Raw genomic sequence first — 25,127 nt, forward strand, 5'->3', positions numbered from 1 at the left:
ATTCTGACCGGATGACGTCGAGTTATTCAGTACGTATCCTATGATAATAGCAGTATTTGAGATATGTCCCGAAAATTAGAACTATAGATAGAACTGGTATCACAAGAGCGCTCTATATACATCATATAAGTATTATAAATTCGCTTTAATAATCACTGCTACTCCTCACTCGTATGGTCGAATTCACTCGACGGCAGGTACTCTCGAAATCGGTGGCGGCTGCGCTTGGGGCCAGCGTCATCGGTGTGGCGAGTGGCGAAGAGGTCGACGAATCCGACACACCCGGCGCACCGAGTGTGAAAGGGGAACTCAAGCGGTTCTCAACGACGGCGTTCGGGGCAGAAGTGACAGGGCCGTTTGTCTTCCAGAACGGCTCACTCCTGTACAGTCTCCAGCATCCTGAAGCGGAAAATCCGGAACCGTTCGACACTGCTGGAATCGGCTATTTCAGTGGTTTCCAGTTCGAACTCGATGGGACTAACGACGACTTCGACGAACTGTCGACGCCACAGACCGAGGCAGAACAGCGTCAGGTCCGGTCAGGTAATGGAGAGTACGAAATCCTCGCACACGGTCGGGATGAAATTAACAGCGGCGAAGAGCGCCTTGGCGTGACACAGACGCCGGACGGAACGGACATCACGCTTGACAATTTTGAAGGGACACAGTACGGCGCCGCAGGGACGAACCCAGACTGTAATCAGTTCGTCCCGACAGACGAGGACGGGACTGAAGGCTACCTGTTTACGAACTGGGAAAACAGTCCAGGCAACATCAGTCGAATCCCGCTGCGCCAGACCAGCGATGGCGAGTGGGAAGCCGACCTTGAAGACGCGATCAACATAGCGAATACAGAGCCGTTCCGTGAGATCGGTGGCACGCGGATCAACTGTTACGGTGATCTGAGCCCGTGGGGAACAATGATCTCTTCAGAGGAGAACTACGCCCACCCCCGTGTGTCGCTGACCAACCAAGTTGGTGACATCGTCGACGCTGGTACCGGAAAGGGACGCATCGGCGGGTGTCAGTTCTGGAACCGACCGAACCCGACTGGTATTCAGAGCGCTGTCGACGACTATTACGGCGACGAAGCCTGGAGCATCCAGGGGTACTGGGCGCTGGACGGCGTGGAGTTCCTCGCATATTATCTCGGTTCTGAGCAGTCCGACCAGAACTCCAACAGCAATAGCACCGAGCCGATCTCTGATACGTATCCGAACCCGTACCGGTATGGCTACCACGTCGACTTCCGCGAGCCGACCGCCGACCCGCCACAGCCAGTCAAGTACTACGTGATGGGGCGGGCTTCGTGGGAGGCACCGAACATTCAGGCCGATGAGCAAACTGTCTATATGTGCTCAGACGGCGACAGCAAGGGCATCTACAAGTTCGTTGCCGACGAGGTCATTCCGGAGTACGACGACCCGATGGAGGTGTCGGGCACGCTGTACGCGCCGAAGATTACGAACCCACAGGCGGACGCATCGACAGTTGGCACACGGAAGTCCCCGGCTGAGTACTCGCTTGACATTGAGTGGATTCCGCTAGGTAGCGCAAGCAACGCGGAGATCGAAGAGTGGATCGCCGAATACGATGACATCACGCAATCTGACTATCTCCGAGCCCACGCCGAATCTGATTGGGTGGAGGACCGCGAGGCCGCTCTTGAAGAGGCTGATCGAGAAGTCATCGAGAACGGGAACCAGAACTACATCACGAACGAGGAAATTGTCGAGTGGGCCGACCAGTACTACGCCAAAGGCCCCGACAACGTCGACGAGGAACTCCGCCGCGTTCCCTTCCTCGAAACCCGTGCGGCGGCAAAGGAAATCGGCGCATCTATCGAGTTCAACAAAGCAGAAGGTGTCGACAGCAAGGACGGTGCCGGACCGGGCGACCCAGTCTACTTCGGTATTTCGGAGTTCAACGACGATCTCGCAAACGACACCGGTGACATCCAGATGGACCGTGTCGACGGTGGTGTCGTCTATCGCGGCGTGCTGGAATCGGACTATAATATCTCGACCCTCGAGCCGGTCATCGTCGGACCAGACTTCACCGACGAGCCGGAAGACGCCGATGACGCGCTCCGGAACGTAGATAACGTCTACGTGATGGACGACGGACGCGTTCTCTGCTGTGAGGACGGCTTCGGCGGCCCCGCGCGTTCGTACCCGAACGATGGGCTCTATATCTACGAACCCGAGCCAGAAGAGGAATCAGAGCGAAACGAGAATGGCGGTAACGATAACAACGGCAACGGGAACGGCAACAACGGCAACGGGAACGGCAACAACGGCAACGGTACCAACAGCTAACGAGACAAGACGCTGACCAGACATCACTCAGACAGCTACACAGCTTTCGATTTCACCCAAGACATGGCTCAGACTGACATCTCAAACACTGTAACCGACTTAGAGACGTATCGCGAGTATATCCTCGGCGTCCGAATCACCGAACGGACCACTGCTGACGGCGAGACCGGGTACCGATTTGAGGCCCCTGATCATCAGGGAATTGAATTCGGCGACCCCGAGATGGCGACGCTGTATGCCGACGTGTACTTCGATGTGAACGGCTTTCAGGAGGCCGGAACTGGTGAACGTGGCGTACCACCGACAGTGATACAGGCGGGACGCGATACGCTCGTCGCGTATTTTCTCACACAGGACGGTGTCGACGTCCACTGGGCAGCGTCGTTCTACGGCGAGAAACCGGAGAAGATCGAACGGTACGTCTCGCGCGTCCGTAAGCGGTCGAAGAAGATCCGCGAGGGGGCGAAAGAACAGGGCTACGTCTGAGTCGCCACTGCAGCGTCTCCGGCAGTTCCAGCGGCAAAGTCCACCGCAGAGACACGCCTGCGTACGAACGCAATACGCCTCGAGAACGGAACAGAGACCGCATCGAACTGACGCCGTTCACGAGTGAATCCGCCGGAAACAGCACTGTTGGAACGTGGGGCTTTTTCATATCGGGAGTGTGAGCGTCAGGTAATGGTCGGTGATTAGTGATGTCGGTTCGCGTCGACTGGCGACAGAGCGTCGCTCTGACCGGCACTGTCATCAAGTATCTCGCCGTCGCAATGCTGGTCCCGCTCGGGATCAGTTTGCTGTACGGGGAGGACACCGTTGTCTTCCTGATTTCTATCGGGATCGCCATCACACTCGGCGTAGCGATAGAGCAAGCCAGCGACAGCCACGAACTCGGGCCGCGCGAAGCGCTGTTGTTCGTCGGTCTCTCCTGGGGTGCTGTCGCGGTTATCGGCGCGATCCCATACGTCATCGCTGGGTACGGGACTGAATCAGCACTCGGTGAGCCTGTGAACGCGCTGTTCGAATCGATGTCCGGATTTACGACTACTGGCGCGACCGCTACCAACGAAATATCGTTTGCTCGCCACTCGCACGCGCTGTTGATGTGGCGACAGCTCACCCAGTGGCTCGGCGGCATGGGTATCATTGTCCTGATGGTCGCCATTCTTCCGGAGGCAGCCGTCAACGGGGCGCAGTTGATCGAATCCGAAGCGCCTGGCCCCGAACTCCAGAAGCTGACGCCGAAGATAGCCGAAACCGCACGGCTCCTCTGGCTGTTCTATCTGGGCTTTACCGTGCTGTATATCTTCATTCTGCTCGGCCTCCATTACAGGGGCTATGCGCCGAATATGAACGCCTACAACGCCGTCGCCCACGGGTTCACGACGCTGCCGACCGGTGGCTTCTCGCCACAGGCTGAGAGCATCGCCTACTTCTCACCGGCTGTCCAGTGGGCCGTCATTCCGTTCATGCTCATCGCCGGGATGAACTTCGCGCTGTTTTACCTCCTGTTGCAGGACGAGTACGCCGCTTTCCTCCAGGACCGCGAACTACAGGCGTACCTCGGTGCAAACGCCGGCGTGGCCGTCATCCTCTGGGGACTGCTCTTTACCGGGTCCGCGCCGCCGCTCGAACTCGGTGGCATCACGCAGGGGGGGCTGGAGAACTCGCTCCGGCAAGCCACGTTCCAGGTCGCCTCGCTGCTGAACTCGACCGGGTACGCGACGAGCGACTTCGCCCAGTGGGGCAACACCGCACAGGGAGTCCTGTTGTTCGCGATGTTCATCGGTGGCTCCGCAGGGTCGACCGGTGGCGGTGTCAAGATCGTCCGATGGCTGGTCGTACTCAAGAGCATCCGCCGCCAACTGTTCACGACAGCCCACCCCAGCGCCGTCAAACCAGTTCGGCTCGGCGGGCAGGTCATCGACGAGGACGTCATCAACGCGATATACGGGTTCACGCTACTGTACCTGCTCACCTTCGGTGTCGCAACGGTGTTTCTCCTCCTCGATGCCGGCCGTGTCGGGCTCGAACTGACTGTTTTCGAAGCCATCAGCGCAAGCCTGGCGACCATCGGGAATATCGGTCCCGGGTTCGGGTTTCTGGGGCCGTTCGGGACCTACGAGCTCTTCCCGGAGACCAGCAAACTGCTGATGATCTTCCTGATGTGGATCGGTCGACTGGAGATCATTCCGGTGTTCGTGATATTTACCGGGGCGTTCTGGAACGAGTGAGTCCGGAGGACTCGTTCCGCCACCAGCTCTAGCTGACAGTTCAGTTATGTACCTACGCGACTGAGATGTTGATATGTCCCGTCCTGAAAACGAGCCGACACCGCTTGAGGGAGTCCCGGATAAAGTGGCGACAGAACTGCCACAGTTGACGCCTGACGAACTCCGCAACACGATCATTTATGCACAGGAACTACTGCGCTTCCACGACGAGACGGCCTCACCGGTAGAGCCGGGCCCCAACGAGGAAATCCTTCGTGCGACCAAACGCGACGGCTACACCGAGGTGGTGAAGCGGACGACCTGTGCTGAAGAATGTGATGACTGTCCACACGGGCCATATCTCTACCACGTCAAGGAGGAGACCAGACCCGAAAGTGGAACGAAAGTCCGCTGGATGTTTCTTGGCGAAGTGTATCCTGACGAAGAGTGAGAGACAGCGGGCGACCGCTCAGTTACGGGTCGAGCCCGTACAGTCCAGCGCGGATGAACACGAGTATCGGGATAATCTCCAGCCGGCCGACCCACATATTCAACACGAACATTCCCTCCGCAAGCGGGGACATCGACGGCCCGGTGATGCCCGAGGAAAGGCCGACGTTCCCTTGGGCGCTGGCGACTTCGAACAGGGCATCGGCGTAGCCGAACCCCGGTCCCGCGACGTTGGTGAGGACGATACTGCTGGTGACGAGAATGATTAGCCACAGCAGCGTCACGATGGCCGCTTCGCTGAACTCCCGCTCCATCGACTCGCGGTCGAGCGTCCGGTCGCCGATGCGGGCCGTAATCACCGTGTTCGTCGGGAGGAACACTCGCGAGAACTGCCAGATGATCCCGCGAGCGATGGTGTATCCTCGGATGATTTTGATGCCCCCAACAGTGGACCCCGCAGCGCCGCCAAGCACCATTGCACCGGCCACGAGCACCTTGCCGCCGGCGAGCCAGCGACCGATCGGTGCCGACTGGAAGCCGGTACAGCTGAGGGCGCTGACCCACTGGAACGTCGAGTCCCGGACCGCATCAAGCTGTGCAGCGTCGAGCATCGGCACCGAAAACGGCAGGAACGACTGGGTGGCAAACGCCTCAGTCGTCGCAGGAACGGACCACGCGTTTTGTACTGAGAGCCCGACGACGCCGAGCGCGAGCAGGATAAACAGCCAGCGAGTCTGCAGGTCCGACACCAGTTCGCGAATCTGCCTGTCGTGTAAGACGACGTAGTGGACCGGGAACGCGATTGCACCGAGAATCATGATCGGCAACAGGACGGTCTCGACGAGCGGCGAGTTGTATGTCGCAATCGAGTTGTCCGTCACCGAGAACCCGCCGGTCGTGAGCCCGGTCATGGCGTGATTGAGCGCCTGCCAGGCGGCCTCCCACAGCGACAGCGACGCCGCGTACTCGCTGTCGCTGGCGAGGATAGCACCGAACAGCAGCGCGAACGAGAGAACCGTGTAGCCGGCGACGAGTTTCCAGACCGTTCGGACGGTGGAGACGACGCTCGGGTGGATCTTCTCCTCGCGGGCCTCACTCTGGTAGAGCGCGTAACTGCCGCTGCCAGGCCGTGACAGGATAGACACGGTCAGGACAATGACGCCGACGCCGCCGACGTACTGGATGAACGACCGCCACCACTGGACTGCGCGCGGGAGCGAGGGCTCGTGAATCGCCATCGTCAGGCCGCTCCCGGTCCACCCGCTCATGCTCTCGAAGAAGGCATGGAGCGGGTTCCGGAAGTACGCCAGGCTGGAGAGCGTCGTCGTTCCGCCGACTTTGATCGGCTCCCACGTACTCGTGTCCGTCCCGACTGGAACGAACGTATCCATGACGGCAGGGGGCGTGAACCACGCGGTCAACAGGAACGGCAGCGAGCCGAACGTAGCGACCAGCAGCCACCCGCCGGCGGCGATGACCATACCGTGTTTCATCTCTGGGGCTGGGGCATCGGTGAACCCCCGGTTTGCGAGGCCGCCGACAGCGGCGGTCACCCCGGCCGCAGTAAAGAACCCGAAAGCGGCGTAGAACTCCTGAAAGCCCAGCGCAATCGCGGCTGTGATCGTCATCAGTCCGGCCTCCATCAGCAGGAGCGAGCCAATATCGTGGGCGATCGTTTTCAGGTCCGTCGGGATCAGCCCGCCGTTCCGTCGCGACATGTCAGTTGTGATCCTCGGAGTGACCGAAGATGTCGGTCACCTCCGGTGTCGCACCGTCTCCCGAGTAGACCGTGAGGAGGTCGTTCGCCTCGATGCGCGTATCGCCGCGGGGCGTTATCGGATCACCGTCGCCGTTGCGCTCGATGGCCACGATGAGCGTCTGGCCGCCAATGAGGCCCTCCGTGTTGGCCTCCTCTAGCGTCTTGCCTGCAATCGGAGCATCTGGTGTGACTGTTATTTCGAACACCTCCGCCCGATCGCCAATGCGCATGAAGTCGACGATAGACGGCCGTTTGACAGCCCGGTAGAGATACTCGGCGATGAGCCGCTGTGGGTTCTGCATCGTGTTGACGCCGATCTGGCGGAACACGTTCATGTGCTCGGGATTGTGGACGACGGAGACGATGTCCGGCACCTCCAGTTCCTGTGCCAGCAGACAGACCATGATGTTGGTCGCGTCCTGATCGGTCGTCGAGATGAGCGCGTCGGCACGGTCCGCACCGGCGTCCTCCAGCGTATCCTTCACCGTCGCGTCGTCATTGATAACGAGACAGTCGTACTGTCTCGACGCACGTTCCGCCCGCTCTTTGTCGCGTTCGATGACGACGACCTCGTTCCCCCCCGCTGTCGCAATCTCAAGCAACGGCGACCCGATATCGCCGGCACCGACGATGACAATATACATTTTTGCCAGTGTACTGAATCGATCGTTGAAAGCCTACCGTTCCCAGTCGCAGTGAGGACACTGCAGTAGTTCGGGTACGTCTCGCTCCCAAACCACTATACTGTCGCCGATTGAACCGCACGGTATGGCACACGTAACCGAGCAGTTCGACCATCCGGCCTGGCTGACAGCCGCCGGGACGCTCGCCGGCTACGGCATCATCCTCCTGTTCATGTTCCTGTTGCTGTTTATGCTGCCGTACCTCCTGTTCCTGGCCTGAGCGGAACCCGAGTCACCCGATTTCACTCGTATCTCGAATCGATGAGAAACCCGAGTGAGATGAGTCCACAGACCATCGACAGGAATCCAACGATAGCGAGGCCGAACGGCGGGTCGTCGCCGGGGTAGGTTATGAGTCCGCCAAAGGAGCTAATGCTGATGCCCCACAGGCCGACCGTTAGCACGAGGTCCGCATACGTGTTCCAGACGTCTTCGAGCGCGGGTTCGACGCGAGCGAGCCACCATCCGGACGTGTCTGCTTGAGAGGACGACCCGCGACCCAGAAGTTGGCGAACTGCGGGCCGGCCACCAGCAATGACGAGCGCAGCAGTGGAGAGCACCGCAATTCCCGCCAGCGCTGATACTGGGGCCGCCTGGACCTGCAACAACAGAAACAGGCTGACGTAGCCCAGAACCGCGATGCCTGCTGCGAGTCCACGAAGTACGTTCCCGATGCTCATTTCCCGTTGCTGGCTCCCTTCGAACTGGTCGGTATAGTGTTGTCCGTCTTACTGTGACGCGATCGCTTCGCTGCTGCGGTCAATGTGGCCGCTACAGGGGTATCGCAGTTAGTAAATAGGTCCGTGTGAGAGTACACGTCGATGGAAGGGAAGGCAGCAGCGCCCGCAGCAGGGACGGTCCTCAACGCGCTCGCGACCGGCCACGGCGCGGCGTTTGCTATCGACGAGTACACGACAGCGACCGTCACGCTCTCGACTGAGACCGACGGTGTCACCGGCGAGGTTGCCGACGCGCCGGACGCCGACACGCGGCTCATCGAGCGCTGTGTCGAGTACGTTATCGATGCCCACGGCGGTCCGCAACACGTCGGTGTTCCAGCGGTCTCCGGCGGAAGCGTCCGCACCGAGAGCGAGGTCCCGATGGCCTCCGGACTGAAAAGCTCCAGCGCGGCCGCAAACGCGACCGTCATGGCGACGCTCGACGCCCTTGATGCGACCGAGCGGATGAGCCGTGAGGACATGGCCCGTCTGGGTGTCATGGCTGCTCACGACGTGGGCGTCACCGTTACCGGGGCCTTCGACGACGCGTCGGCGTCGATGCTCGGCGGCGTCACCGTCACCGACAACGAGGACGACGCGCTCCTGGCTCGCGAGGAAGTCGACTGGGACGTGCTCGTCTGGACGCCGCCGGAACAGTCGTTTAGTGCCGACGCGGATGTCGAGCGATGCCGGCAGATCGCACCGATGGCTCGCCTCGTCGAGGACCTCGCGCTCGACGGCGACTACCAGCGGGCTATGACAGTCAACGGACTCGCGTTCTCGGCCGCGCTGGACTTCGAGACGGACCCGGTACTCGACGCGCTCCAGCACGTCGAGGGCGTCTCCCTGTCGGGGACCGGACCGTCGTTCACCGCCGTCGGCGAGCGGGCCGCACTCGAAGCCGTACAGGACGCCTGGGACGAGCGACCCGGAGCGACCTGGCTGACGACGACACAAACCGAGGGAACACACACAGTATGAGCACGAATCCGAACCCAGAGGACATGTCGCTGGACGAACTGCGCGACGAAATCCGGACTATCGACCGGGAGATCGTCGAGAAAATCGCACAGCGAACCTACGTGGCTGACACCATCGCACAGGTCAAAGACGAGAAGGGGCTGCCGACGACCGACGAACAGCAGGAGCAGGCCGTCATGGACCGCGCCGGCGACAACGCGGAGCAGTTCGATGTCGACGAAAACCTCGTGAAAGCGATTTTCCGGTTGCTGATCGAACTGAACAAGGTCGAACAGCGAGAGAGTAGGTAGACGACGGGCACTTCTGGCACCCGAACGACAGAGTATATCTTCGCAGTCTCTGATAATCGCGTATGGCTCCTGAATGTCGCGTTCGCACTGCAACGACCACCGAAGTGGAGGCGATCTTACTCATTCACGTCGCTGCCATCTTCGCTCATGGGCCGTCTGCCTATACTGATAGGCAGGTTGCGGCGTGGGCAGCAAAGACAGAAGGGACTGAGAGGTATGAGAACGCTGTTAAAGACGCTACGACCGAACTCGTCGTCGCAGAATCCGACAGTCGCGTTGTCGGATTCGGCGAACTTGATGTGGAAAGCGGGGAAGTTGCGGCTGTTTTTGTAGACCCGGAGCACGATAGAGAAGGAATCGGGTCATCTATCCTCCATCACTTCGAGCGGCGTCTTCGAGACGAAGGGTTCGATGTGGTTCGTTTACGCGCTGTTCTCAACGCCGTCAAGTTCTACGAACAGCAGGGGTACCAGAAGGTAGAGCGCGTGACAAACACGACTACGAACGACATCGATGTAGATTCTGTGTGGATGGAGAAACCCCTTTAGTAAGGCTGCTTCACTTCGCTCGACTCCCCGTATTTGTCTATTGGGAGGGCGAAATCGACAATTTGTACATGCCTTGTAACACCAGTTTCAGACCCGAAAAAGGTCGAGTAGCGAGAGAGCAGATAGCAAGAATCCGTTGCGCTGGGGGCGGTCTAGTCCGAGACTCAGCTTCAACGCTCCGTCCACCATCTCCAGTGTTCTGTTAGTACTCCCAGAGGCGGTTGATCCGTGAGTCGATGTCGGGGTGGGCTGCCCGGAGTGCGTGGGCATCGGTTTCGCCGTCGACGTTGATGACGTGGACCTCACCCCGTTGCCCCCCGTACACGTCTTGAAAGTCGTAGACGACGCCGAACACGTCGACAGCGGCGGGAACATCGTCACTATCTCGAAGAAACTCGACTTGCCTGTCGACGTTGTACTCAACGAGTTGGTTGACGGCTGCTGCCCGCTCAATATCCTCAGGGAGATGTTCCAGTGCAGGCTCGAGATGGGGTCTGAGAACGCTGAGACAGTGGTCAATGCCTGCCGGTTCGTCGAGGCCATCCGTCAGGTCGTCGTACGTCGCGGTTACCGCTCCACAGCCGGTGTGGCCGACGACGACGGCAGTCTCAGTCATCGTATGCTCGATCGGATATAGCACGTCACCGGATACTGCCTCGCCGGATGCGGTCCGCTGAATGACTCGGTTCCCGATATTGCTACAGGTAAAGAGGTGCCCCGGCTCGCTGTTGCCCCACATATGGTCCTGGAGCACCCGTGAATCAGAGCAACAGACCGTGACAGCATCTGGCCTTTGAGAGTTCTGAACGCTGTCGAACCGGTCCCGGAACTCCGCCGCGTGGTCGGCGTTTCCGGCAAGTAAATCACGTAATAACTGACTCATGGGTGGGCAGATAGCCGCCATGCAGTAAACTCATTGGACTTAGGCAGTGTTGGCGTCCCAACTTGGAACTGATTACGAGAATCTATGATTCCGGAATGCGTTGGCTTCGCTGAGAGCGGGTTTTTGAAGACAGATATAGATTATTTAGCTGTAATACTACGCGAAAGTCAATGAATGGACAGGTCTGGAAGGGTAACAGTATGGGGTCGGAGGGCGATAAAGCTCGCCGCCGTCTTGCGATTCTGTAAAATTGATACATTCCGAGTCATTCCGAATTTTTCTCCGAGAGGTCAGTCGGATGGAGGTGTGATTCTATGTCTATCTCGCCCGTTTCGTTCCTCCGGCGCTGGAGTTCGTCGTCATAATCCGGATCATCGTAGTACCGCCGAATCACCGACGGCGTGGCGGCAGCCCGGTCCGCAACAGTCTGCTCAGTGAACCCCAGGTTTCGCTGCCATGTGATTGATCCTCGCCTGATAGCGTGAGGTGCTCGCGTGGATGGGCACTTACTGGCGTGCGTCCGCGGAACATACTCACAATTCGGACGCCGGTTCCCGTGCGGGCACTCCTCCGCTATGCACGGCTGGGTATCCTGGTACATATAGCCGCGAATCGTCCCACGGACTGGACGGCCCTGCCGAGTCGTGATCAGTGGCTTCCGACCGTGTTCATCCCGAATATCGATGCGCTCCCGCGCGAGATACAGATCTAACACCTTCTGTGGCGTCTCCGAGAGCGTCACATTCCGCTCGTGCGTGTTCCCCCGCTTCAGCCGCGTTCCAGTCTCCGGACGGTTCCGGAATCGGAGATCTCCCGACTCTGGATCATAGTCCTCGAGATCCAGCGCGCGGAGGCCCGACATCCGACAGCCAACGTGCCACAGAATCTCCAAGACCACGTGTTTGGTCGTTCCACGGTACTCCGCGCTTTCACGGTAGAACGACAGCAAAGCACGGGCATCTTCCGGAGCCAGCTGCTGATCCGATGTCTCCTCCTCATCCGACAGCCGGACCGTCTCAATCGCCAGGTGGATCCCTAACGGAACGAGGCCCTGGCTCTCGAGATACTTGAGCCACGCTCGAGCGGACTTCTGCCGAGTCGCCACCGTGACGCGGGCGTAGTCCTTCTCCATCAGGAAGTCTGTGAACCCACCAACAGTCCACCGCGTGAGGTCGTCTACCGTCTCTATGTCGCTCTCTGCGGCGTAGTCTTCAAAGAGGCCGAGATTCCGACGCTTCGTACGCTCTGTCTCGCCCTTCCAGTCTGCCTTTTTTCGGCGAATATACAGCTCCACAGCCTCCGGGATTGTGAGGTCCGGAGAGTCGCCTCGAGGTGGCTGATTCATGCGTGGACACCCCCTGTACTGGACCACTCACAGGGAATTGCACTGCTCGCGCTGTTCAGCAGAGGGGAGACTGGACTTCCGGGCCAGTTTCCGCGGACTTGACAGCAGATCGTTTGCTTCTCGATACTATCGTCTAAGCCAGAGCTTGCGTTCATAATTAGTTGAAACTCATCAGTAAGCGAGTGATTCCCGTCGAACCTTGCGGGACGTTTTTTGTACCCCGCGGCAGATGTTTCGAACACGGTCACAGTTGACCGACGCGACACCCGTGCTGGTGACACGGTGTCGCACCCCGTTTTTAGAGGAGCCACACCCAGAGGGAGCGGCGCGCCGGCTACGATGAGCCAATCATGGTTCACCAGACTTAATGTTTGCCCTATCATTGGCTCATACTGCAACTCTATGTCCACACAATGACGGTAATCGAAGATGGTTTCCGCTGGCTCTTCGCCTACGAACCCATGCGCAGAGACCGGGCAGAGTGGATGACGGGCAGTGATGACCGCATTTTGGAATTTCTGTCCGAGTCTGGTGCCGGTCACAATCTTCGAGGCATACAGAACAACTTCGAAGAGAGAGGAGAGTCCCTTTCGTACGCCACACTGAAGCGAAGAATTCCAAAACTGGAGGATGCTGGGCTTGTATACGTAATTGAAGGAGAGGGCCAGTACTACGCAATTACGGAGAAAGGAGAAGAATACCTTCGTGGAGAAACCGATCTCCGGGAAGAGCCAGAACCGTAGCAAGGGGTTATTGACAAAAGGGTTGGAGTCCGACCCGTCCCATCGGGAGATCTCTCCCCGATCATCCCCCGCTTCTGACGGGCAGTTTTCAGCGCTACTCATCGGCCACCTCAGGGATACCGATATCCCAGAGAACGCTGTGGACCCATTCTGGAATCTCGGGGAGGTCCAGTACGTCGTCTGTCTCAGTGGTCTTGATCAGTGACGCCTCACTATTTTCGACGGCGAACGTCCAGCGCTCGTCCTCGAGTTCGACTACTACACGGGCGTCGTGGTCCGGTTCGTCCAAGTGGATGTACGCTTTCGCTTCTTGCTGCCTATCAACGGCTACACTCGTCGTCCGACAGTTACGGCGCGTTGCCATACACGGGTGGTTGCAAGAGTGGGTAAAACCACTGAGGGGGGCGTGTGGGAAGAAGCAAGATTACACTCTGACATACGCTGGAATGAACATTAACAGGCGGAAAGCAGTCTACAAACTGGCGTGGGAAGAAGTTGGGAGGAAGTCGTCCCAGATCACACCGTCCAGCGGTTAATCTGGGACGAAATATGAAAAGAAGCGAAGCCGATTACGAGTAGAAAAAACAATTTACCCACTGCATCCTTCGATCTCTCAATTCTGGGTGGTAAGGCGTGCGACTTCTCTGAAGCGGTACCACACGAGGAATCAGAAGGATAATCACCAGTAGAGCGGTGGTCGTTGTTGACTCATCATTCTCTGATGCTGTTACCGGTATGGTTGCCAGTTATAGATGGTCTCACCATCGTCTGTTTCGGTAACTTGATAATTTACCGAGCGTTCCCAGCCACAGTGTCGCCAGAGTTGATCGAACGTCTTCCGCATCACGTCTGGAACATCTATATCTGGACTGTCGATGCGAACGCGATTCAAGCGTATTTCGTCGTCGTTGAACGGTCGAACTCTGCTGGGTGGTCGTGTTGATCTACTCGGCCGAGATAGTGTGTATCCTTCGGCACCGATTATGCTGACGTAAACGTAGTAGGGCGGATATATATTCGCCTCATCGAATGCCCCGATGGCAGTGTCGATGAAATTCACGATGAGGCTGTCAACGGAGGTACGAATTTTTGGATCTTTGCCATTAAAGGTGGCTGTGAATACGCCTTCCGTCCACCCATCTCGATGAATCACCGTATATCGCCTTCGCTCTTTACCATCGTGGAGTCGCCGATTATTTTCGGTGATTTTCATTTTCGGTCGTTTCGTAGGAAACGAATCTCTTGTCTCGAACTGGGGTGGGTGAGGAAGATCATCCACATATCGATCATTATGATCATCAACAGCCTCCTGAGGAATTACATGAACGACAACCATGGCTGGGCCGTCAACAATCGTCCCATCAGGAGCATTTCGAAGTTTCACGCGATCCAGCAAGCGTTCGTACAGTTCATCAACTTCTGACTCAATATCCGCGAACGGTCGGTTGGGATCAACACGAAGGTGTTCTCGGATCAAGTCGTTGTTCTCACGATCACCCACCAGACTGTTCCGGATTTTCGAGAAATCCCAAACCGTCGTGAAAACGCCTTGCTCTTCGCGAATCTCGTTTTCAATACGGTCGCGTTTCGTCGTGCTGGGATCTTGCGTTGTGGCAAATACATAAAAATCAAAGTCACGATCAAAGTTCTTGATAGCTTTTTTAATATCGTCGTGTGCCTTTTGACTCCAGCCATCACTTTGAACTGAGCAATGGAGGATCCCATTTCGATTACCGTCTGAGAGAAAGGCATCGCGGCCGCCATCGGGACCACTTGTTCCCGTCGGATCCACTGTGTATCCTTCCCGCTCCAATAAATCATGCATCAACCGCTCAAATCTTTTACCGTCTACTGCTCTAAGAGCAACCTCAATGCGACTGTTCGACATGATTGTTTTTTATACACTGTTTTGTTTAGTGGTATCGCTCATTCCGACAACTCAAAACGAGAAACAAATGCACCCACTGACTTCTGAGTTGATTCCCCACTACTGACGACCTCCAGCACCGGAAAACGGTTATAAATGGAGATCCACGAATTCCCAATCTAGTTGGTAGTTATCCCACTATCATCAATTCGATACGATACTGCGACGAACTAAGCAGCACTCTCAAGCGAACGGTACTCAGCGTCACGACTCTCACCAACTTTCTCTACGAGATCCCGGTACTGGAGGTCCTTCAGATAGCGGTGACGTGTGGAACTTGACTTCGGATTCTGGGCGCGCTCTTCGTACCGGAATCGAAGCGTCTCCGCATCAATCTGGCCGGCTTCGTCAATGATTCGATACAGGAGTCGGTGGTGCGTTCCAAGCGAGCGAATCATTTCCGCTCGGAGTTCCTCGTGAGCCTCGGTTACAGTCTCGTCTACAACGTCGATAGTCAGTTTTTCAGCGTACCCATCTCGGACATGGATTGCTCCACGACGGAGCATGGCAATCGCCTCACGCGCATCTCCAGCGGCCAAGTCAGCGATATACTCCAGCGCCTCCTGATCCACACGAGAATTCCGAAGGCCAGCCTCTACCCGACTGTTCAGGATATCCACCAGCTCGGTGTAGGAGTACTTCTCCAGCCGGATCGTGGCGGCTCTTCGAAGTCTGGATTTCGCCTGCTCGCTCAGGTTAGCCATCCACTCATCTTCGTCTACGGTGATACAGACCACGGCGACATTCGGAATCTCATAGAGTGCCAGAACGGCCCGCTCCTCAAGGGTGTTCACCTCGTCCAAAACGGCAACAACTGTTTCATCGTGCTCTCGGAGTCGGTGGAGAGCCTCGGATGTAGCAGAACCACGCCGGCGAAGGTCAGCTCCCAGCCCCACATCCCGGACGATCTTGTGGACCGCTGCGGCTGTGGTGCTGTCCGAAAGGCAATTGACGTACCCCCAGTCGATATCCAGAAATTCCCGCTCAAGTTGCTGGAGGGTGTACTTCGTGACGGTGGTCTTGCCAGCTCCGGAGGGTCCAAAGATGCACACGTCCTCGGCGCGGGTCAGTTTATCAGGTGCAAGAACAGACGAAAGATGATTGATTTGGCCGTCTCGATGGTGGAGATCTTGCGGGACCTCTCCCAGACGTATCGCTCTGGCATCGGTAATCATCATGTGGTGAAGTGATCAGTAGATATGGATTAAAAGGTGAGCCACGGGCGCGGTGGAAGTGAAAGTAAAATATAGTACAGGTGAACGACAAGTCTGTCAAGGTTTGTGTACTAATATAATACTGGTGTCCATTGTACAAGAATGAAATAACAACCGATTCTATTGAAATCCCCACATCCTAACAAAAGATGTGTGCTAAATACAGAGATTAGTGCGGAGAGAACTACCGTACACTACTTCTGTACCAGCTTTATCAGTGGTACAAAATGCGGTTTTCTCCCACTCGTGGTAGGAAATGAAACATCGGTTTATGCGATTCACTCTACTATAGTCGGCTTGACTAGTATATATTTATATTTGTAGTTATAACAGGAGATATGTCCCGACGGCCGCCAGCTGAGGTCCGCCGCAAGCTTCGGCAAGAAGCAAATTTTGGATGTGTCGAATGTGGCTGTCCTGTAATTGAATATCATCACATCGATTTCTATGCTGATGAAGAGCATCATGATCCCGACCGGATGGTTGTCCTTTGCCCAAACCATCATGCACACGCAGGGCCAAACTCAGAAGCATTGACACCTGACCAACTATACGAGTCGAAAAAGAACCCTGCAAACGGAGATGTCGTTGATTCGCCATTCCATTTTGAATCCGAAATTCCGTTGCTGCAGGTATCAAGTAACAAATGTTGGCTACGGGAAAACGAGTCCATAGATGTTCTTAATGTTAAGGATGAGACGCTTGTCGAAATGTCCTTTATTGACGGACTGTTGCAATTTGATACTAAACTCTATAGTCAGCAAGGGGAGCTAGTAGCTGAAGTAGATCACAACGAGTGGTCTGCAAAGACGGACGGTGTTTGGGATATTCAGTACCAGCCCAATCGAATTAAGATATGGCACGAACCACGGGATATCGGGCTTGAAATCGAATACGATTCTGAAACTGATTTAATACAAATGAGAGGTAATTTTTATTACGAAGATGTATTTGTCCGAATGACTCCGGAAAAAATAAATGTGAAGTCAGATGAAGGTGTTCAACAATTGATGGTTAAAAATTCGACGGTTATTGATAGGGAATCCTTTCTTGAAGTATCTAAAGAAAATGATAATTATCGGGTTGCATTGGGGTGAGCTTGTTTAGACGATCACTTCATCTAAGATAGTGTCACCGTGATCGCAGCCAATTAGTTGCGTACCACATACAGGACACTGCTCTCTATCACACCCCGGTTTATGATTGTCTCCTTGCTTGACATCACAATCCGGGCACCGCTTTCCGCTGGGTGGTACATACCAAGGCGGTTTGTCTTCTTCGTCCCCGAATGCGATGCGGTCCATAAGCTTTCCCCGTAGCGCTGAAATAAACACTTTATCCTGTATTGACATCGAGTTTTAAGTCGGTGGGTACGCTTTCGTGTTCCGGTAGCCACAGACAAATACAAATGAGTGATTCGCCGTCATCATGGATAACGTCGACACCGAATACGCGTTGTATTCAGCAGAATATTCGGTAACTACTTGACCTCTGTCAGTAACGGCATGACCGATATGAAGAGAATCGCACATTGACCTGCACGCGGACTGGCGTTCCCGTGCAGGCTGCACGTAACTTGCACTATTTATACACTGACCGGGGGTGAACGAAAGCATGGCTTCAGTTGCTTGCTACTGTCGGGTTTCCACAGAGGACCAATCACTGGAGCGCCAGCTCACCAGCACACAGGAATATGCGGAGGATCGGCTGGGTTCAGAGCTGGGCGATCTCCAAATATTCCGAGATAAGAGTACTGGGACCAACACTGATCGGAGCGGATACCAGGAGCTGATGGACTCCGCCAGCAGCGGAGAGTTTGACGCGGTGGTGGTTCACAGCGTCTCCCGGATCTGTCGCTCAATCACTGACTTGGAACGGACCGCGGCCCGCCTCGAGGAGAAAGGTGTGGAACTCCATATCGTTCAGGAGGGACTGACGATCAAGCCCGAGAACGACGATCCATTTCAGCGCGCTCTGTTCCAGCTTTTGGGTGTGTTCGCGGAATTGGAGGCGAACATGGCCCAGCAGCGGACGAAAGAAGGGATTGCGGCCCGGCAGAAAGACGAGGACTATCACCACGGACCATCTCCGCTGGGGTTCACCAAAGAGGATGGTCATCTTCACGAGGCCGATAACTATCACGATGTGGTGGCCGTTCTAGATCTCGTTCGTCAGGGTAAACTCTCAAAACGGAAGGCGGCCCAGCGACTAAGTACTTCAAGACCGACTATTACGCGCTCCTTAGGTCGGCTGGAGATCTACGGTCTGGAGTAGCTACTCAAAATAATTGGCTCTATTAAAATCATAATACCGTGACAGCGTGTCATAGAATACGTCTCACGCCCCCCACCTGGCTATCATACAGCCCTAAATTCTCGCTTAATCCCATGATTACGCTATTCGCCTGTTCTGTTCAATACTGGGACGTGAACTATATGTGTTGAGAACTACTGTAGGGCAGGTTCCCGTGATACAATTGCCATTCTGAGTGCAGAGGATGAGTCGCTCAAGAAGGGAAGCCACATTCCAGAATATTGTCAGAAGTGCTGTACGCGTTGAAATGAACACCTACTTCCCATCAGAACCGCTCGCGGTTGCCGAGGATATAGCCTAACAGCACGATTGAAAGCGTTCCAAAGAACGTCTCGACCATCATAATGAATTGTGTGCACAATATGAATGGTACCTTCGTAGGAACCTTTGGTGGTGCAACCGTGAACGCGAGGACGCTGTAGGAGATATTTCCGATGAGGGTGTCCTCGACACCCATAGATACGTATACCGCCGTCGAAATTAGAAACAGAATTACCATCCAAAACCCGAGATTCACGATCCGAACGCCATATCCGGTGAAAATTCGAGAGGGGAGCGAACCCAAGTACCTCCGTGCGACCCAGCCCCCAGCCGCCTTCGCTTCAAGACTCCGTGCACGGCGCTCCTGAACGTGCTTTTTGCGAGCCTTGCCGACCAAGCCGTGGTCGCCGAACAATGTCTTGAGATTGTGATATGCCCGCGCCGTGGCATCCCAATCTTCTGAGTCGAAATCAGAATCTACAAGAGGGTATTTGATACGGATTGAAAATGTCGATTTGGCGATGAAATCGTTGTCACCATATCCCTCGTATAGTTGGGTGCAGGTTGTCTCACCGTTCACAGAGGTATCGTCTATATTTGTATTCCTGAGGTCCGCGTCTGACAGGTCGACACCCCCAAGATCTGCGCCGGACAGGTCGGCCTCTCGGAGGTTAGCGTCGGACAGGTCGGTACCTCCAAGATCTGCGCCGGACAGGTCGGCCTCCCGGAGGTTAACGTTGGACATGTCGGCCACACGGAGGTCCGCGCCGGAGAGGTCGGTCGCAAAAAAGTCCGCGCCGGACAGGTCCGTACCTACAAGTTCCGTGTCGGAGAAATCGATATTTCTAAGATCCGCGTCGGCAAGGTCGGTCTCAACAAACTTCACGCCGGAGAGGTTGGTTCTCCTAAGGTCGGCGCTGGAGAGGTCGGCATTCTCAAGATCCGCACCGGACAGGTTGGCGTAAGAGAGGTCCGCACCAGACAGGTCGGCCTTCTGGAGGTTCGCGCCGGACAGGTCAGCACTCCCAAGATCCGCGCCGGACAGATCGGCCTCTCGGAGGTCAGCGCTGGACAGGTTGGCCTTCCCGAGATCCGCGTCGGACAGGTCTGCCCCTCGGAGTCCAGTATTCTCGAAACTAATAGCATTCTCTAACTGCATTCCCCGTATGATTGCCCCGTCAAGCAATTCCCCCACAGGTGTTGTCCGGGCGGCAACTTCATTGGACACACGGCTATCGTTTAATATCTGGACCGCTTTCAGGTCCGTCTCCGCTGGATCAACATGCCACACGCAGTACTCTGCATCCTTGACAGATCCTCGGATACAGCACGACTGTTGAAACACTTTGTTGGGCAGGGACTCCACTCGCCCGCAGTCTGCCGGCCACTCGTATCCACACAAACTGGACCGGGAATCGTTCATGGTCCAGTCTATTTATCCGACCAATATATAACCCTCATTAAAGATGCGGTGAGGTGTGAGCGCTATTCCGACGGCGTCGTTGTCAAAATATAAACAGATGACACCACAGATTCTCCGTTGGATGATTCTATCGTATACGCACACAACTCCTATGCACCGTACTGTGATTGACCGATACTCGCTGTAAATACAACACAGTTGGTATAAACTATCACCGAATGCTAATCTCAATGAGGCTAGAGGATTTAATAGCTTCAGTAGGTTTAGCGCGAGTTCAGTCGTCACCAACAAGCACAGAAGAAGGGGACCGAATCTGGAGCCGGTCCTCCCCTGCCTGTCCAGTAAACAACACGTTATCGCCCTTTGAGATGCCCAAATCACGGGCGCTGTCCTTTGGGATCGTGACGTGATAGCTCCCATCCCGCTCTTGAACGGAGTGGGACTCCACAACGTCGTCCGTCAGCACTGGTTCTGATTCGCTGCTGTCCTGTCCACCCTGATCCGTTGCCATGTCTTAGGTACTTACCATATTAAGCAATAAAACTTGCATACTACACACATCTGGGGAGAAATCCCCAGATGTGTGTGTTTTCCGATATATTAGGCGCGGAGAGTGCGGACGGGTGTGTGTCGGCGGACCGTTTCGGTAGCTCCGGACGGACGCCGCTCCCGAACAATGAGCTCGAAAACAGGGCCAGACGGCCCAAAACCCTCTTTTCGAGAGGGGAAGGCGGGAGGTATAGGCCAGAGAGACAGCAGCTCCGGGTGTGTATATGAGACACCAGACGGTCAGTGTGGAGATCCCGGAGCGACGTACGACATGGACGGGATCAGCGTGGAGCTGTGTCACGGCCATATGTTCGCTGTCCTCGAGGAGAACGGTCTGGACCGAAGCCAGATCCGGGAGGAGCCATGAACGGGTGGGAGTGCCTCGAGTGTGACGCACAGTCGAGATCCGATCAAGAGGACGTGGAGGACCTGGTAGACCGTGCTCGAGAGGTTCACGAGCAGACGACGGGCCACCGGACCGTCTCACTGGGACAGGAGGTTCTCCAGTGAGAGACGCTACGGCGTTCTTGGTCGGATTCACTGGATTTAGCTGGACGTTCGCGGCGGCGTTCTGGACGATCCAGGCGCTCCCGGCGCTCCGACTCATGACGCTCCTGACCTATCGCCAGCTCACTGCGGAGGGATCGGTGGAGATCTCGCTGGGGAACAGCAGACCACCAGCTCCGGAGCAGCGGCCCGCGACGGACGGCGGACAGAACAGACAGAGAGCAACGGGTGACGCCCGGAACCGTCACGACAACTAATGAAATTCAACAGTACAACGATTCTGACGCTCGTTTTCTCCGTGCTGGTCGTCTCAAGCGTGGCCGCTCCTGCGGCGGCTGCTGCTGGAGACTACCCGCTGAACGAGGAGGCGGACGAACACCCAGACACGTACATCGCAGAGGACGAGCTGGTGGTAGAGACGCATAACCGAACGACAATGAGCTGGCTGGAGTACGAGAACGACAACGGCGAGCTCCAGGAGCTGGACGCCCATGTGAACGGGACGAACAGCTCCGCTATGGTCGGCTATCGGGCGGACAAGATTGAGGATCCAACCCTCAACCAGTTCCCGATCAAGAGCAGCGAGGACGGGAACAACACCGCTACGTGGCTGAACACGGGCGACTGGACAGCGAGCTCCAGCGTGATCTCCGTCAGTGACACGGACGGCTCCACGGCGTCTGGAGTCCAGTCCATCCAGATCGCTACGGACGGCTCCATGTCATCCGGAGCCAGCGAGAACGTGGCGTACACGGCTCCGTCGATCACGAGTGACGCTGAGAAACGGTATCTCCAGCTGGTCGGGAACGTGGAGAGCCTGGACAGCGCCACTGTGGTGGAGGTTCAGGTCCGTGACGGAGACGGCGACTACGTGGCTGCGACTATCGACAGCAGCGCCTCGGGCTCCTCGAGCTCCGTGATCGCTAACCAGACGGCCTCCGGCGTGATCTACCAGGAGCAGCTGGGCAAGCTGTCGGTCCAGGGCTCCGGTGACGGATCGCTGGACGCTGTGGAGGAGGTTCGTGTTGTCACCAAGGACGGAGACGCAACGGTGACGCTCACCGGGCTGAACGTAGCGAAAAAGTCCACGTGGGACTTTGGTAGCGAGCGCGTGCTGGACACGTCCACGGACGACACGGGCGACTATACGGACGAGGTAGTGGAGAACCGACCGATGGGCGGAGTCATTGAAGCCAAGAGCCTCCAGCCGATGGGAGAGGCTTTCGCGGACGCAACGGTTCACAAACTCTCGTATTACGACGTTCGCTATGCCATGTCTGACCACCCGGAGACGGTCCAGGTGGAGTGGACGGACGCAGAGGACTACCCAAACTACCCGTACCACTTGGAGCTGACGTGGAACCGCTCCATTTCCACAGCGTACGATCTGAGCCACGGGAACATGGAGCTCCACACGGAACAGTCGTTCCTGTCGGAACGCTACCAGAAACTCCGCTACGCGGAAGGTACGGGCGACAAGAACGCGAGCGAGATCTCGGATAGCTCGTGGATAGATCTCACCGGGAGCCTGGGATCCGAAGGCAAGACGATCACGGCGGACTCTACGGTCCAACCGGACACCACCTACACGATCCAGACGAAAGTCCAGGTGCTCGAGGATCAGCGGAGTAACCTCGAGAGCACCCAGATGGGTGGCGGTGGCGGATTCTGGGGTGGCGACTCCGGCGGCAACCCGTTCATGTCGGTGTATAACTGGGTTGCTGGCGGCGTAGTGTCGCTCCTGAGTATTCTGGGGATCCGACGAGCGGGGGCCTAAGCCATGTCCAGCGACGGGCCACGCCTGTCCCGGTCAATGTCGTATATCCGGGAGAGCGAACGGCTGGGCGGATTCGACTCCGCTTTCGTCCAGGGTCTGGGCGGGATCGTCCTCATGATCGCCTCTGTGATAATCGGAATTGGAGAGGCACTGGCTACGCTGGTGACGCGGCCCTCCACGGCGTTCAGTGAAGTGACGGCGCTGCTGATTCAGGCGGGGTTTGGAGCTCCGGCGCGGTTCCTCCAAGACGCCTGGAACACAGCAGCGGTCCAGTTAGGCATGGGTCCGTGGACAGGTCTGGGGCCGTTCGTGGCGGTCCTGGCCGTGGTCGTGGTAGTGCTGGCTATCGTGATCCTGAACTACGCGGTGGGGAGCACTGGCGCGGACACGCTGACCGGGATCAATATCCCAGTGATCGGGAGAGAGGACACGGACGAGGAGCTGGGGGAGGAGGAGTAGCCATGGACGCCCACAGCCACAGACCTGGCCGGAGGACAGCATATGTCTGACGACGGATGGACGCCTCCGACAGTAGGAACGTCGTCTGATCCGCGTGTCTTAGCGGGGAGCTACACAGACGGCGGGACGATCCTGATCGGGAAGTTAGTGAGCACGATCCTGGGGGCTGTCTGGCTGACTTTCGTAGGTGGCTGGTGGGCGATCATCAGCGCGGTGGTAGAGGTCCATGTAGCGATGATAAACGCGGGAGCAGACGGCTACGCGGGCATAATCAGGGCTATGGGACAGGGAGGCGCGGAGACGATCCGCATAACCTGGGCGTCCGCGTTCCGCGCGGCTGTGGAGACAAACCCGCTATTCGCTCCGATCCTGCTCACCCTGGAGATAATCGCTGTCTCAGCGATCTTCCTGGAGCTCCGGAGGAGGCTGGGATAATGGTTGACGATATCCCTGGCTGGATCGGTGATCTGAAACAGCTGGCTCCAGTGGCTGGGATGCTCGCTACGATAGCAGCGGATCCGGAGGAGTTTATCCGGGAGATCGTGGCGGAGTGGGTGGTGGACCAGATCCTGGACGCCACTCAGTACGTGCTGGGCTGGTCCGTGTTCTCCTACGAACGAGTTCGGAATATCATCCTAGACGCTATTCCGATCCTGACAGGACCGGCAAACCTGACGGAATCAGCAGTAACTGGGCTTTTCGACCTGATTTACGGTTTGGTCCAGGGGATAGCGAGGGAGGCAGGGCTGGCTGGCCCGCCAGCTGCGGCGTTCACGATCAGCGTGCTGGTGCTGTTAGTGGGATCGCTGCTGATCGGGGGGCTGTACCTGATCCCTGGGAGCGATCTGGTACAGGGAACTCTGGAGGGCGTTAAACGATGATCGGGAAAGAATCAGTGGCGGATCTCACAGCCGTCCTGGCTAATGTAGTATCGTGGGTAGCACACACTGAACAGATCTGGTTTCCAATGGCGGCGGCCTACGCTCGCTATCTGGAGCCAGTCTACGGGCTCCCGGATATTCGGGGGCCGCTGGCGTTCATCACGCTGACGTACATGGGGCTGCGGCTGGCGGATCTCTGGGACGCGAAAGACGACGCAATGGAGGAAATGACATGATAGAGAACAGCGTGCTCGAGGCGCTGGCGCTCCAGGTGGACGTGATCGGGTGGGCGCGGTCCCACGTGGCTCTCGTGCTGTCTGGAGTGGTGGCGCTGGTAGCACTGGCCTGGGCATACCAGGCGTACGAGGAGGCAGAGGATCGCCGGGAGGCCGTGTCAGGCTTCGCTGGCAGAGCCAAAGAGGGTACTGGCGGCGTGCTGAACGTCGTTCTGGTATCGCTGGTGTCTGTAGTGGGCTGGGCCGCTACGACGTTCCAGACAGCTGGAGAGGCGATCTCGTTTGTGATCTCGCTGGTTCCAGAGGTTCCCGTGCTGGCGGGATCCGTGATAACGGTGGGTCTGGGAGCTATCGGGCTGTCGGACCTGATCGTACTGCGGACCTACCACTTTGTGGGGATCTCTATGTCGATTCTGACGCTGGCGGTAGCCTATCGGACAGATTTCGGGGAGACAGACCTATGATTCTGGAAACAGCAGCGGCGGGGCTGGAAGCGATCACCCATGGAGTAATGGAGACGGTGGTCCAGACGGTCCCGCTGTTTGAGGCGGCTGGTATCGGACTGATCTACCACGCGGCGGGGGTGAGCCTCCGGTGAGCCGGTCCGCCGTGGTCCTGGGGCTGGTCGCTCTGGTGATAGTGACAGGAGCA

At 56.9% G+C, this 25,127-nt stretch carries 30 protein-coding genes; 20 read left to right on the top strand and 10 right to left on the bottom strand.

Annotation, left to right across the window (positions count from 1 at the left end; genetic code table 11):
* Positions 1-173 precede the first annotated feature (173 nt).
* The 4 genes from C443_RS05525 (at position 174) to C443_RS05540 (ending at position 4,979) form a co-directional block, all read left to right on the top strand.
* Positions 174-2,318 (top strand): alkaline phosphatase PhoX, encoded by a 2,145-nt coding sequence (locus C443_RS05525; protein ID WP_005534543.1) that lies wholly within the window; start codon positions 174-176, stop codon positions 2,316-2,318.
* Positions 2,319-2,381: 63 nt separating this feature from the next.
* Positions 2,382-2,804 carry a hypothetical protein gene (locus tag C443_RS05530; RefSeq protein ID WP_005534545.1) on the top strand — a complete coding sequence of 141 codons (423 nt, stop codon included), beginning with the start codon at positions 2,382-2,384 and terminating at the stop codon, positions 2,802-2,804.
* Between the two features lie 209 nt (positions 2,805-3,013).
* On the top strand, positions 3,014-4,549 hold the full coding sequence (locus C443_RS05535; RefSeq protein WP_005534547.1) for a TrkH family potassium uptake protein: 1,536 nt from the start codon (positions 3,014-3,016) through the stop codon (positions 4,547-4,549).
* A 73-nt stretch (positions 4,550-4,622) separates the two neighbouring features.
* Positions 4,623-4,979 carry a hypothetical protein gene (locus tag C443_RS05540; protein WP_005534548.1) on the top strand — a complete coding sequence of 119 codons (357 nt, stop codon included), beginning with the start codon at positions 4,623-4,625 and terminating at the stop codon, positions 4,977-4,979.
* A gap of 22 nt (positions 4,980-5,001) precedes the next feature.
* Here the strand turns inward: C443_RS05540 and C443_RS05545 are convergent, their stop codons facing one another.
* Positions 5,002-6,696, bottom strand: a complete 1,695-nt coding sequence (locus tag C443_RS05545; protein ID WP_005534550.1) for a potassium transporter TrkG — start codon at positions 6,694-6,696, stop codon at positions 5,002-5,004.
* Between the two features lies 1 nt (position 6,697).
* Positions 6,698-7,381 carry a potassium channel family protein gene (locus C443_RS05550; protein ID WP_005534551.1) on the bottom strand — a complete coding sequence of 228 codons (684 nt, stop codon included), beginning with the start codon at positions 7,379-7,381 and terminating at the stop codon, positions 6,698-6,700.
* A gap of 124 nt (positions 7,382-7,505) precedes the next feature.
* Here C443_RS05550 and C443_RS22095 point away from each other — a divergent pair, with 124 nt between their 5' ends.
* Positions 7,506-7,640, top strand: a complete 135-nt coding sequence (locus tag C443_RS22095) for a hypothetical protein (protein ID WP_005534553.1) — start codon at positions 7,506-7,508, stop codon at positions 7,638-7,640.
* Positions 7,641-7,662: 22 nt separating this feature from the next.
* Here the strand turns inward: C443_RS22095 and C443_RS05555 are convergent, their stop codons facing one another.
* A complete protein-coding gene (locus C443_RS05555; RefSeq protein ID WP_005534554.1) occupies positions 7,663-8,100 on the bottom strand; it encodes a hypothetical protein in 438 nt (145 codons plus the stop codon).
* A 141-nt stretch (positions 8,101-8,241) separates the two neighbouring features.
* Between C443_RS05555 and C443_RS05560 the strand changes: the two genes are divergently transcribed.
* The 3 genes from C443_RS05560 to C443_RS05570 all read left to right on the top strand — a co-directional run bounded on the left by C443_RS05560 (position 8,242) and on the right by C443_RS05570 (position 9,958).
* Positions 8,242-9,120, top strand: a complete 879-nt coding sequence (locus tag C443_RS05560; protein ID WP_005534556.1) for a shikimate kinase — start codon at positions 8,242-8,244, stop codon at positions 9,118-9,120.
* On the top strand, positions 9,117-9,410 hold the full coding sequence (locus C443_RS05565; RefSeq protein ID WP_004592890.1) for a chorismate mutase: 294 nt from the start codon (positions 9,117-9,119) through the stop codon (positions 9,408-9,410). The genes C443_RS05560 and C443_RS05565 overlap by 4 nt, the downstream gene beginning before the upstream one ends.
* A 62-nt stretch (positions 9,411-9,472) precedes the next feature.
* Positions 9,473-9,958 (top strand): GNAT family N-acetyltransferase, encoded by a 486-nt coding sequence (locus C443_RS05570; RefSeq protein WP_005534559.1) that lies wholly within the window; start codon positions 9,473-9,475, stop codon positions 9,956-9,958.
* Positions 9,959-10,160: 202 nt separating this feature from the next.
* Here the strand turns inward: C443_RS05570 and C443_RS05575 are convergent, their stop codons facing one another.
* Together C443_RS05575 and C443_RS05580 are read right to left on the bottom strand one after the other, a co-directional pair.
* Positions 10,161-10,841, bottom strand: a complete 681-nt coding sequence (locus C443_RS05575) for a carbonic anhydrase (protein WP_049943916.1) — start codon at positions 10,839-10,841, stop codon at positions 10,161-10,163.
* Between the two features lie 265 nt (positions 10,842-11,106).
* A complete protein-coding gene (locus C443_RS05580) occupies positions 11,107-12,186 on the bottom strand; it encodes a tyrosine-type recombinase/integrase (protein WP_049943917.1) in 1,080 nt (359 codons plus the stop codon).
* A gap of 413 nt (positions 12,187-12,599) precedes the next feature.
* Between C443_RS05580 and C443_RS05585 the strand changes: the two genes are divergently transcribed.
* Positions 12,600-12,929 carry a winged-helix domain-containing protein gene (locus C443_RS05585; RefSeq protein ID WP_005534562.1) on the top strand — a complete coding sequence of 110 codons (330 nt, stop codon included), beginning with the start codon at positions 12,600-12,602 and terminating at the stop codon, positions 12,927-12,929.
* A gap of 94 nt (positions 12,930-13,023) precedes the next feature.
* Here the strand turns inward: C443_RS05585 and C443_RS05590 are convergent, their stop codons facing one another.
* The 3 genes from C443_RS05590 to C443_RS05600 all read right to left on the bottom strand — a co-directional run bounded on the left by C443_RS05590 (position 13,024) and on the right by C443_RS05600 (position 16,034).
* Positions 13,024-13,293 carry a hypothetical protein gene (locus C443_RS05590; protein WP_005534563.1) on the bottom strand — a complete coding sequence of 90 codons (270 nt, stop codon included), beginning with the start codon at positions 13,291-13,293 and terminating at the stop codon, positions 13,024-13,026.
* Between the two features lie 363 nt (positions 13,294-13,656).
* Positions 13,657-14,817 (bottom strand): restriction endonuclease, encoded by a 1,161-nt coding sequence (locus C443_RS20760; protein WP_080505456.1) that lies wholly within the window; start codon positions 14,815-14,817, stop codon positions 13,657-13,659.
* A 209-nt stretch (positions 14,818-15,026) separates the two neighbouring features.
* Positions 15,027-16,034: a Cdc6/Cdc18 family protein gene (locus C443_RS05600; RefSeq protein WP_005534566.1), complete on the bottom strand. Its 1,008-nt coding sequence runs from the start codon at positions 16,032-16,034 to the stop codon at positions 15,027-15,029.
* Positions 16,035-16,408: 374 nt separating this feature from the next.
* Here C443_RS05600 and C443_RS21160 point away from each other — a divergent pair, with 374 nt between their 5' ends.
* Positions 16,409-17,167 carry an HNH endonuclease gene (locus tag C443_RS21160; RefSeq protein ID WP_152423022.1) on the top strand — a complete coding sequence of 253 codons (759 nt, stop codon included), beginning with the start codon at positions 16,409-16,411 and terminating at the stop codon, positions 17,165-17,167.
* Between the two features lie 517 nt (positions 17,168-17,684).
* A complete protein-coding gene (locus C443_RS05615) occupies positions 17,685-18,344 on the top strand; it encodes a recombinase family protein (RefSeq protein WP_005534569.1) in 660 nt (219 codons plus the stop codon).
* Positions 18,345-18,648: 304 nt separating this feature from the next.
* Here C443_RS05615 and C443_RS05620 read toward each other — a convergent pair whose 3' ends face one another.
* A complete protein-coding gene (locus tag C443_RS05620; protein ID WP_049943918.1) occupies positions 18,649-20,067 on the bottom strand; it encodes a pentapeptide repeat-containing protein in 1,419 nt (472 codons plus the stop codon).
* 274 nt (positions 20,068-20,341) lie between these two features.
* Positions 20,342-20,578 (bottom strand): AbrB/MazE/SpoVT family DNA-binding domain-containing protein, encoded by a 237-nt coding sequence (locus tag C443_RS05625; RefSeq protein WP_005534571.1) that lies wholly within the window; start codon positions 20,576-20,578, stop codon positions 20,342-20,344.
* Between the two features lie 401 nt (positions 20,579-20,979).
* Between C443_RS05625 and C443_RS21435 the strand changes: the two genes are divergently transcribed.
* The 9 genes from C443_RS21435 to C443_RS21440 are packed head-to-tail and all read left to right on the top strand — an operon-like array spanning position 20,980 to position 25,074.
* Complete coding sequence (locus tag C443_RS21435) at positions 20,980-21,126, top strand: hypothetical protein (protein WP_160163344.1); 147 nt, start codon at positions 20,980-20,982, stop codon at positions 21,124-21,126.
* A complete protein-coding gene (locus C443_RS05630) occupies positions 21,123-21,380 on the top strand; it encodes a hypothetical protein (protein WP_005534573.1) in 258 nt (85 codons plus the stop codon). Before C443_RS21435 ends, C443_RS05630 begins: the two co-directional genes overlap by 4 nt.
* Positions 21,380-22,900 carry a hypothetical protein gene (locus C443_RS05635; protein ID WP_005534575.1) on the top strand — a complete coding sequence of 507 codons (1,521 nt, stop codon included), beginning with the start codon at positions 21,380-21,382 and terminating at the stop codon, positions 22,898-22,900. The genes C443_RS05630 and C443_RS05635 overlap by 1 nt, the downstream gene beginning before the upstream one ends.
* Before the next feature lie 3 nt (positions 22,901-22,903).
* Complete coding sequence (locus tag C443_RS05640; RefSeq protein ID WP_005534576.1) at positions 22,904-23,359, top strand: hypothetical protein; 456 nt, start codon at positions 22,904-22,906, stop codon at positions 23,357-23,359.
* A 42-nt stretch (positions 23,360-23,401) separates the two neighbouring features.
* Positions 23,402-23,794: a hypothetical protein gene (locus C443_RS05645; RefSeq protein WP_005534578.1), complete on the top strand. Its 393-nt coding sequence runs from the start codon at positions 23,402-23,404 to the stop codon at positions 23,792-23,794.
* The gene (locus tag C443_RS05650) at positions 23,794-24,240 is read left to right on the top strand and encodes a hypothetical protein (protein WP_005534580.1); all 447 of its coding nucleotides are present in this window, start codon (positions 23,794-23,796) and stop codon (positions 24,238-24,240) included. Before C443_RS05645 ends, C443_RS05650 begins: the two co-directional genes overlap by 1 nt.
* Positions 24,237-24,476, top strand: coding sequence for a hypothetical protein (locus tag C443_RS05655; RefSeq protein ID WP_005534582.1), 240 nt, complete (start codon positions 24,237-24,239; stop codon positions 24,474-24,476). The genes C443_RS05650 and C443_RS05655 overlap by 4 nt, the downstream gene beginning before the upstream one ends.
* Positions 24,473-24,940 carry a hypothetical protein gene (locus C443_RS05660; RefSeq protein ID WP_005534584.1) on the top strand — a complete coding sequence of 156 codons (468 nt, stop codon included), beginning with the start codon at positions 24,473-24,475 and terminating at the stop codon, positions 24,938-24,940. Before C443_RS05655 ends, C443_RS05660 begins: the two co-directional genes overlap by 4 nt.
* Positions 24,937-25,074: a hypothetical protein gene (locus C443_RS21440; protein ID WP_160163345.1), complete on the top strand. Its 138-nt coding sequence runs from the start codon at positions 24,937-24,939 to the stop codon at positions 25,072-25,074. Before C443_RS05660 ends, C443_RS21440 begins: the two co-directional genes overlap by 4 nt.
* Positions 25,075-25,127: the final 53 nt, after the last annotated feature.

It is taken from the genome of Haloarcula argentinensis DSM 12282 (genome assembly GCA_000336895.1).
Taxonomy (GTDB): domain Archaea; phylum Halobacteriota; class Halobacteria; order Halobacteriales; family Haloarculaceae; genus Haloarcula; species Haloarcula argentinensis.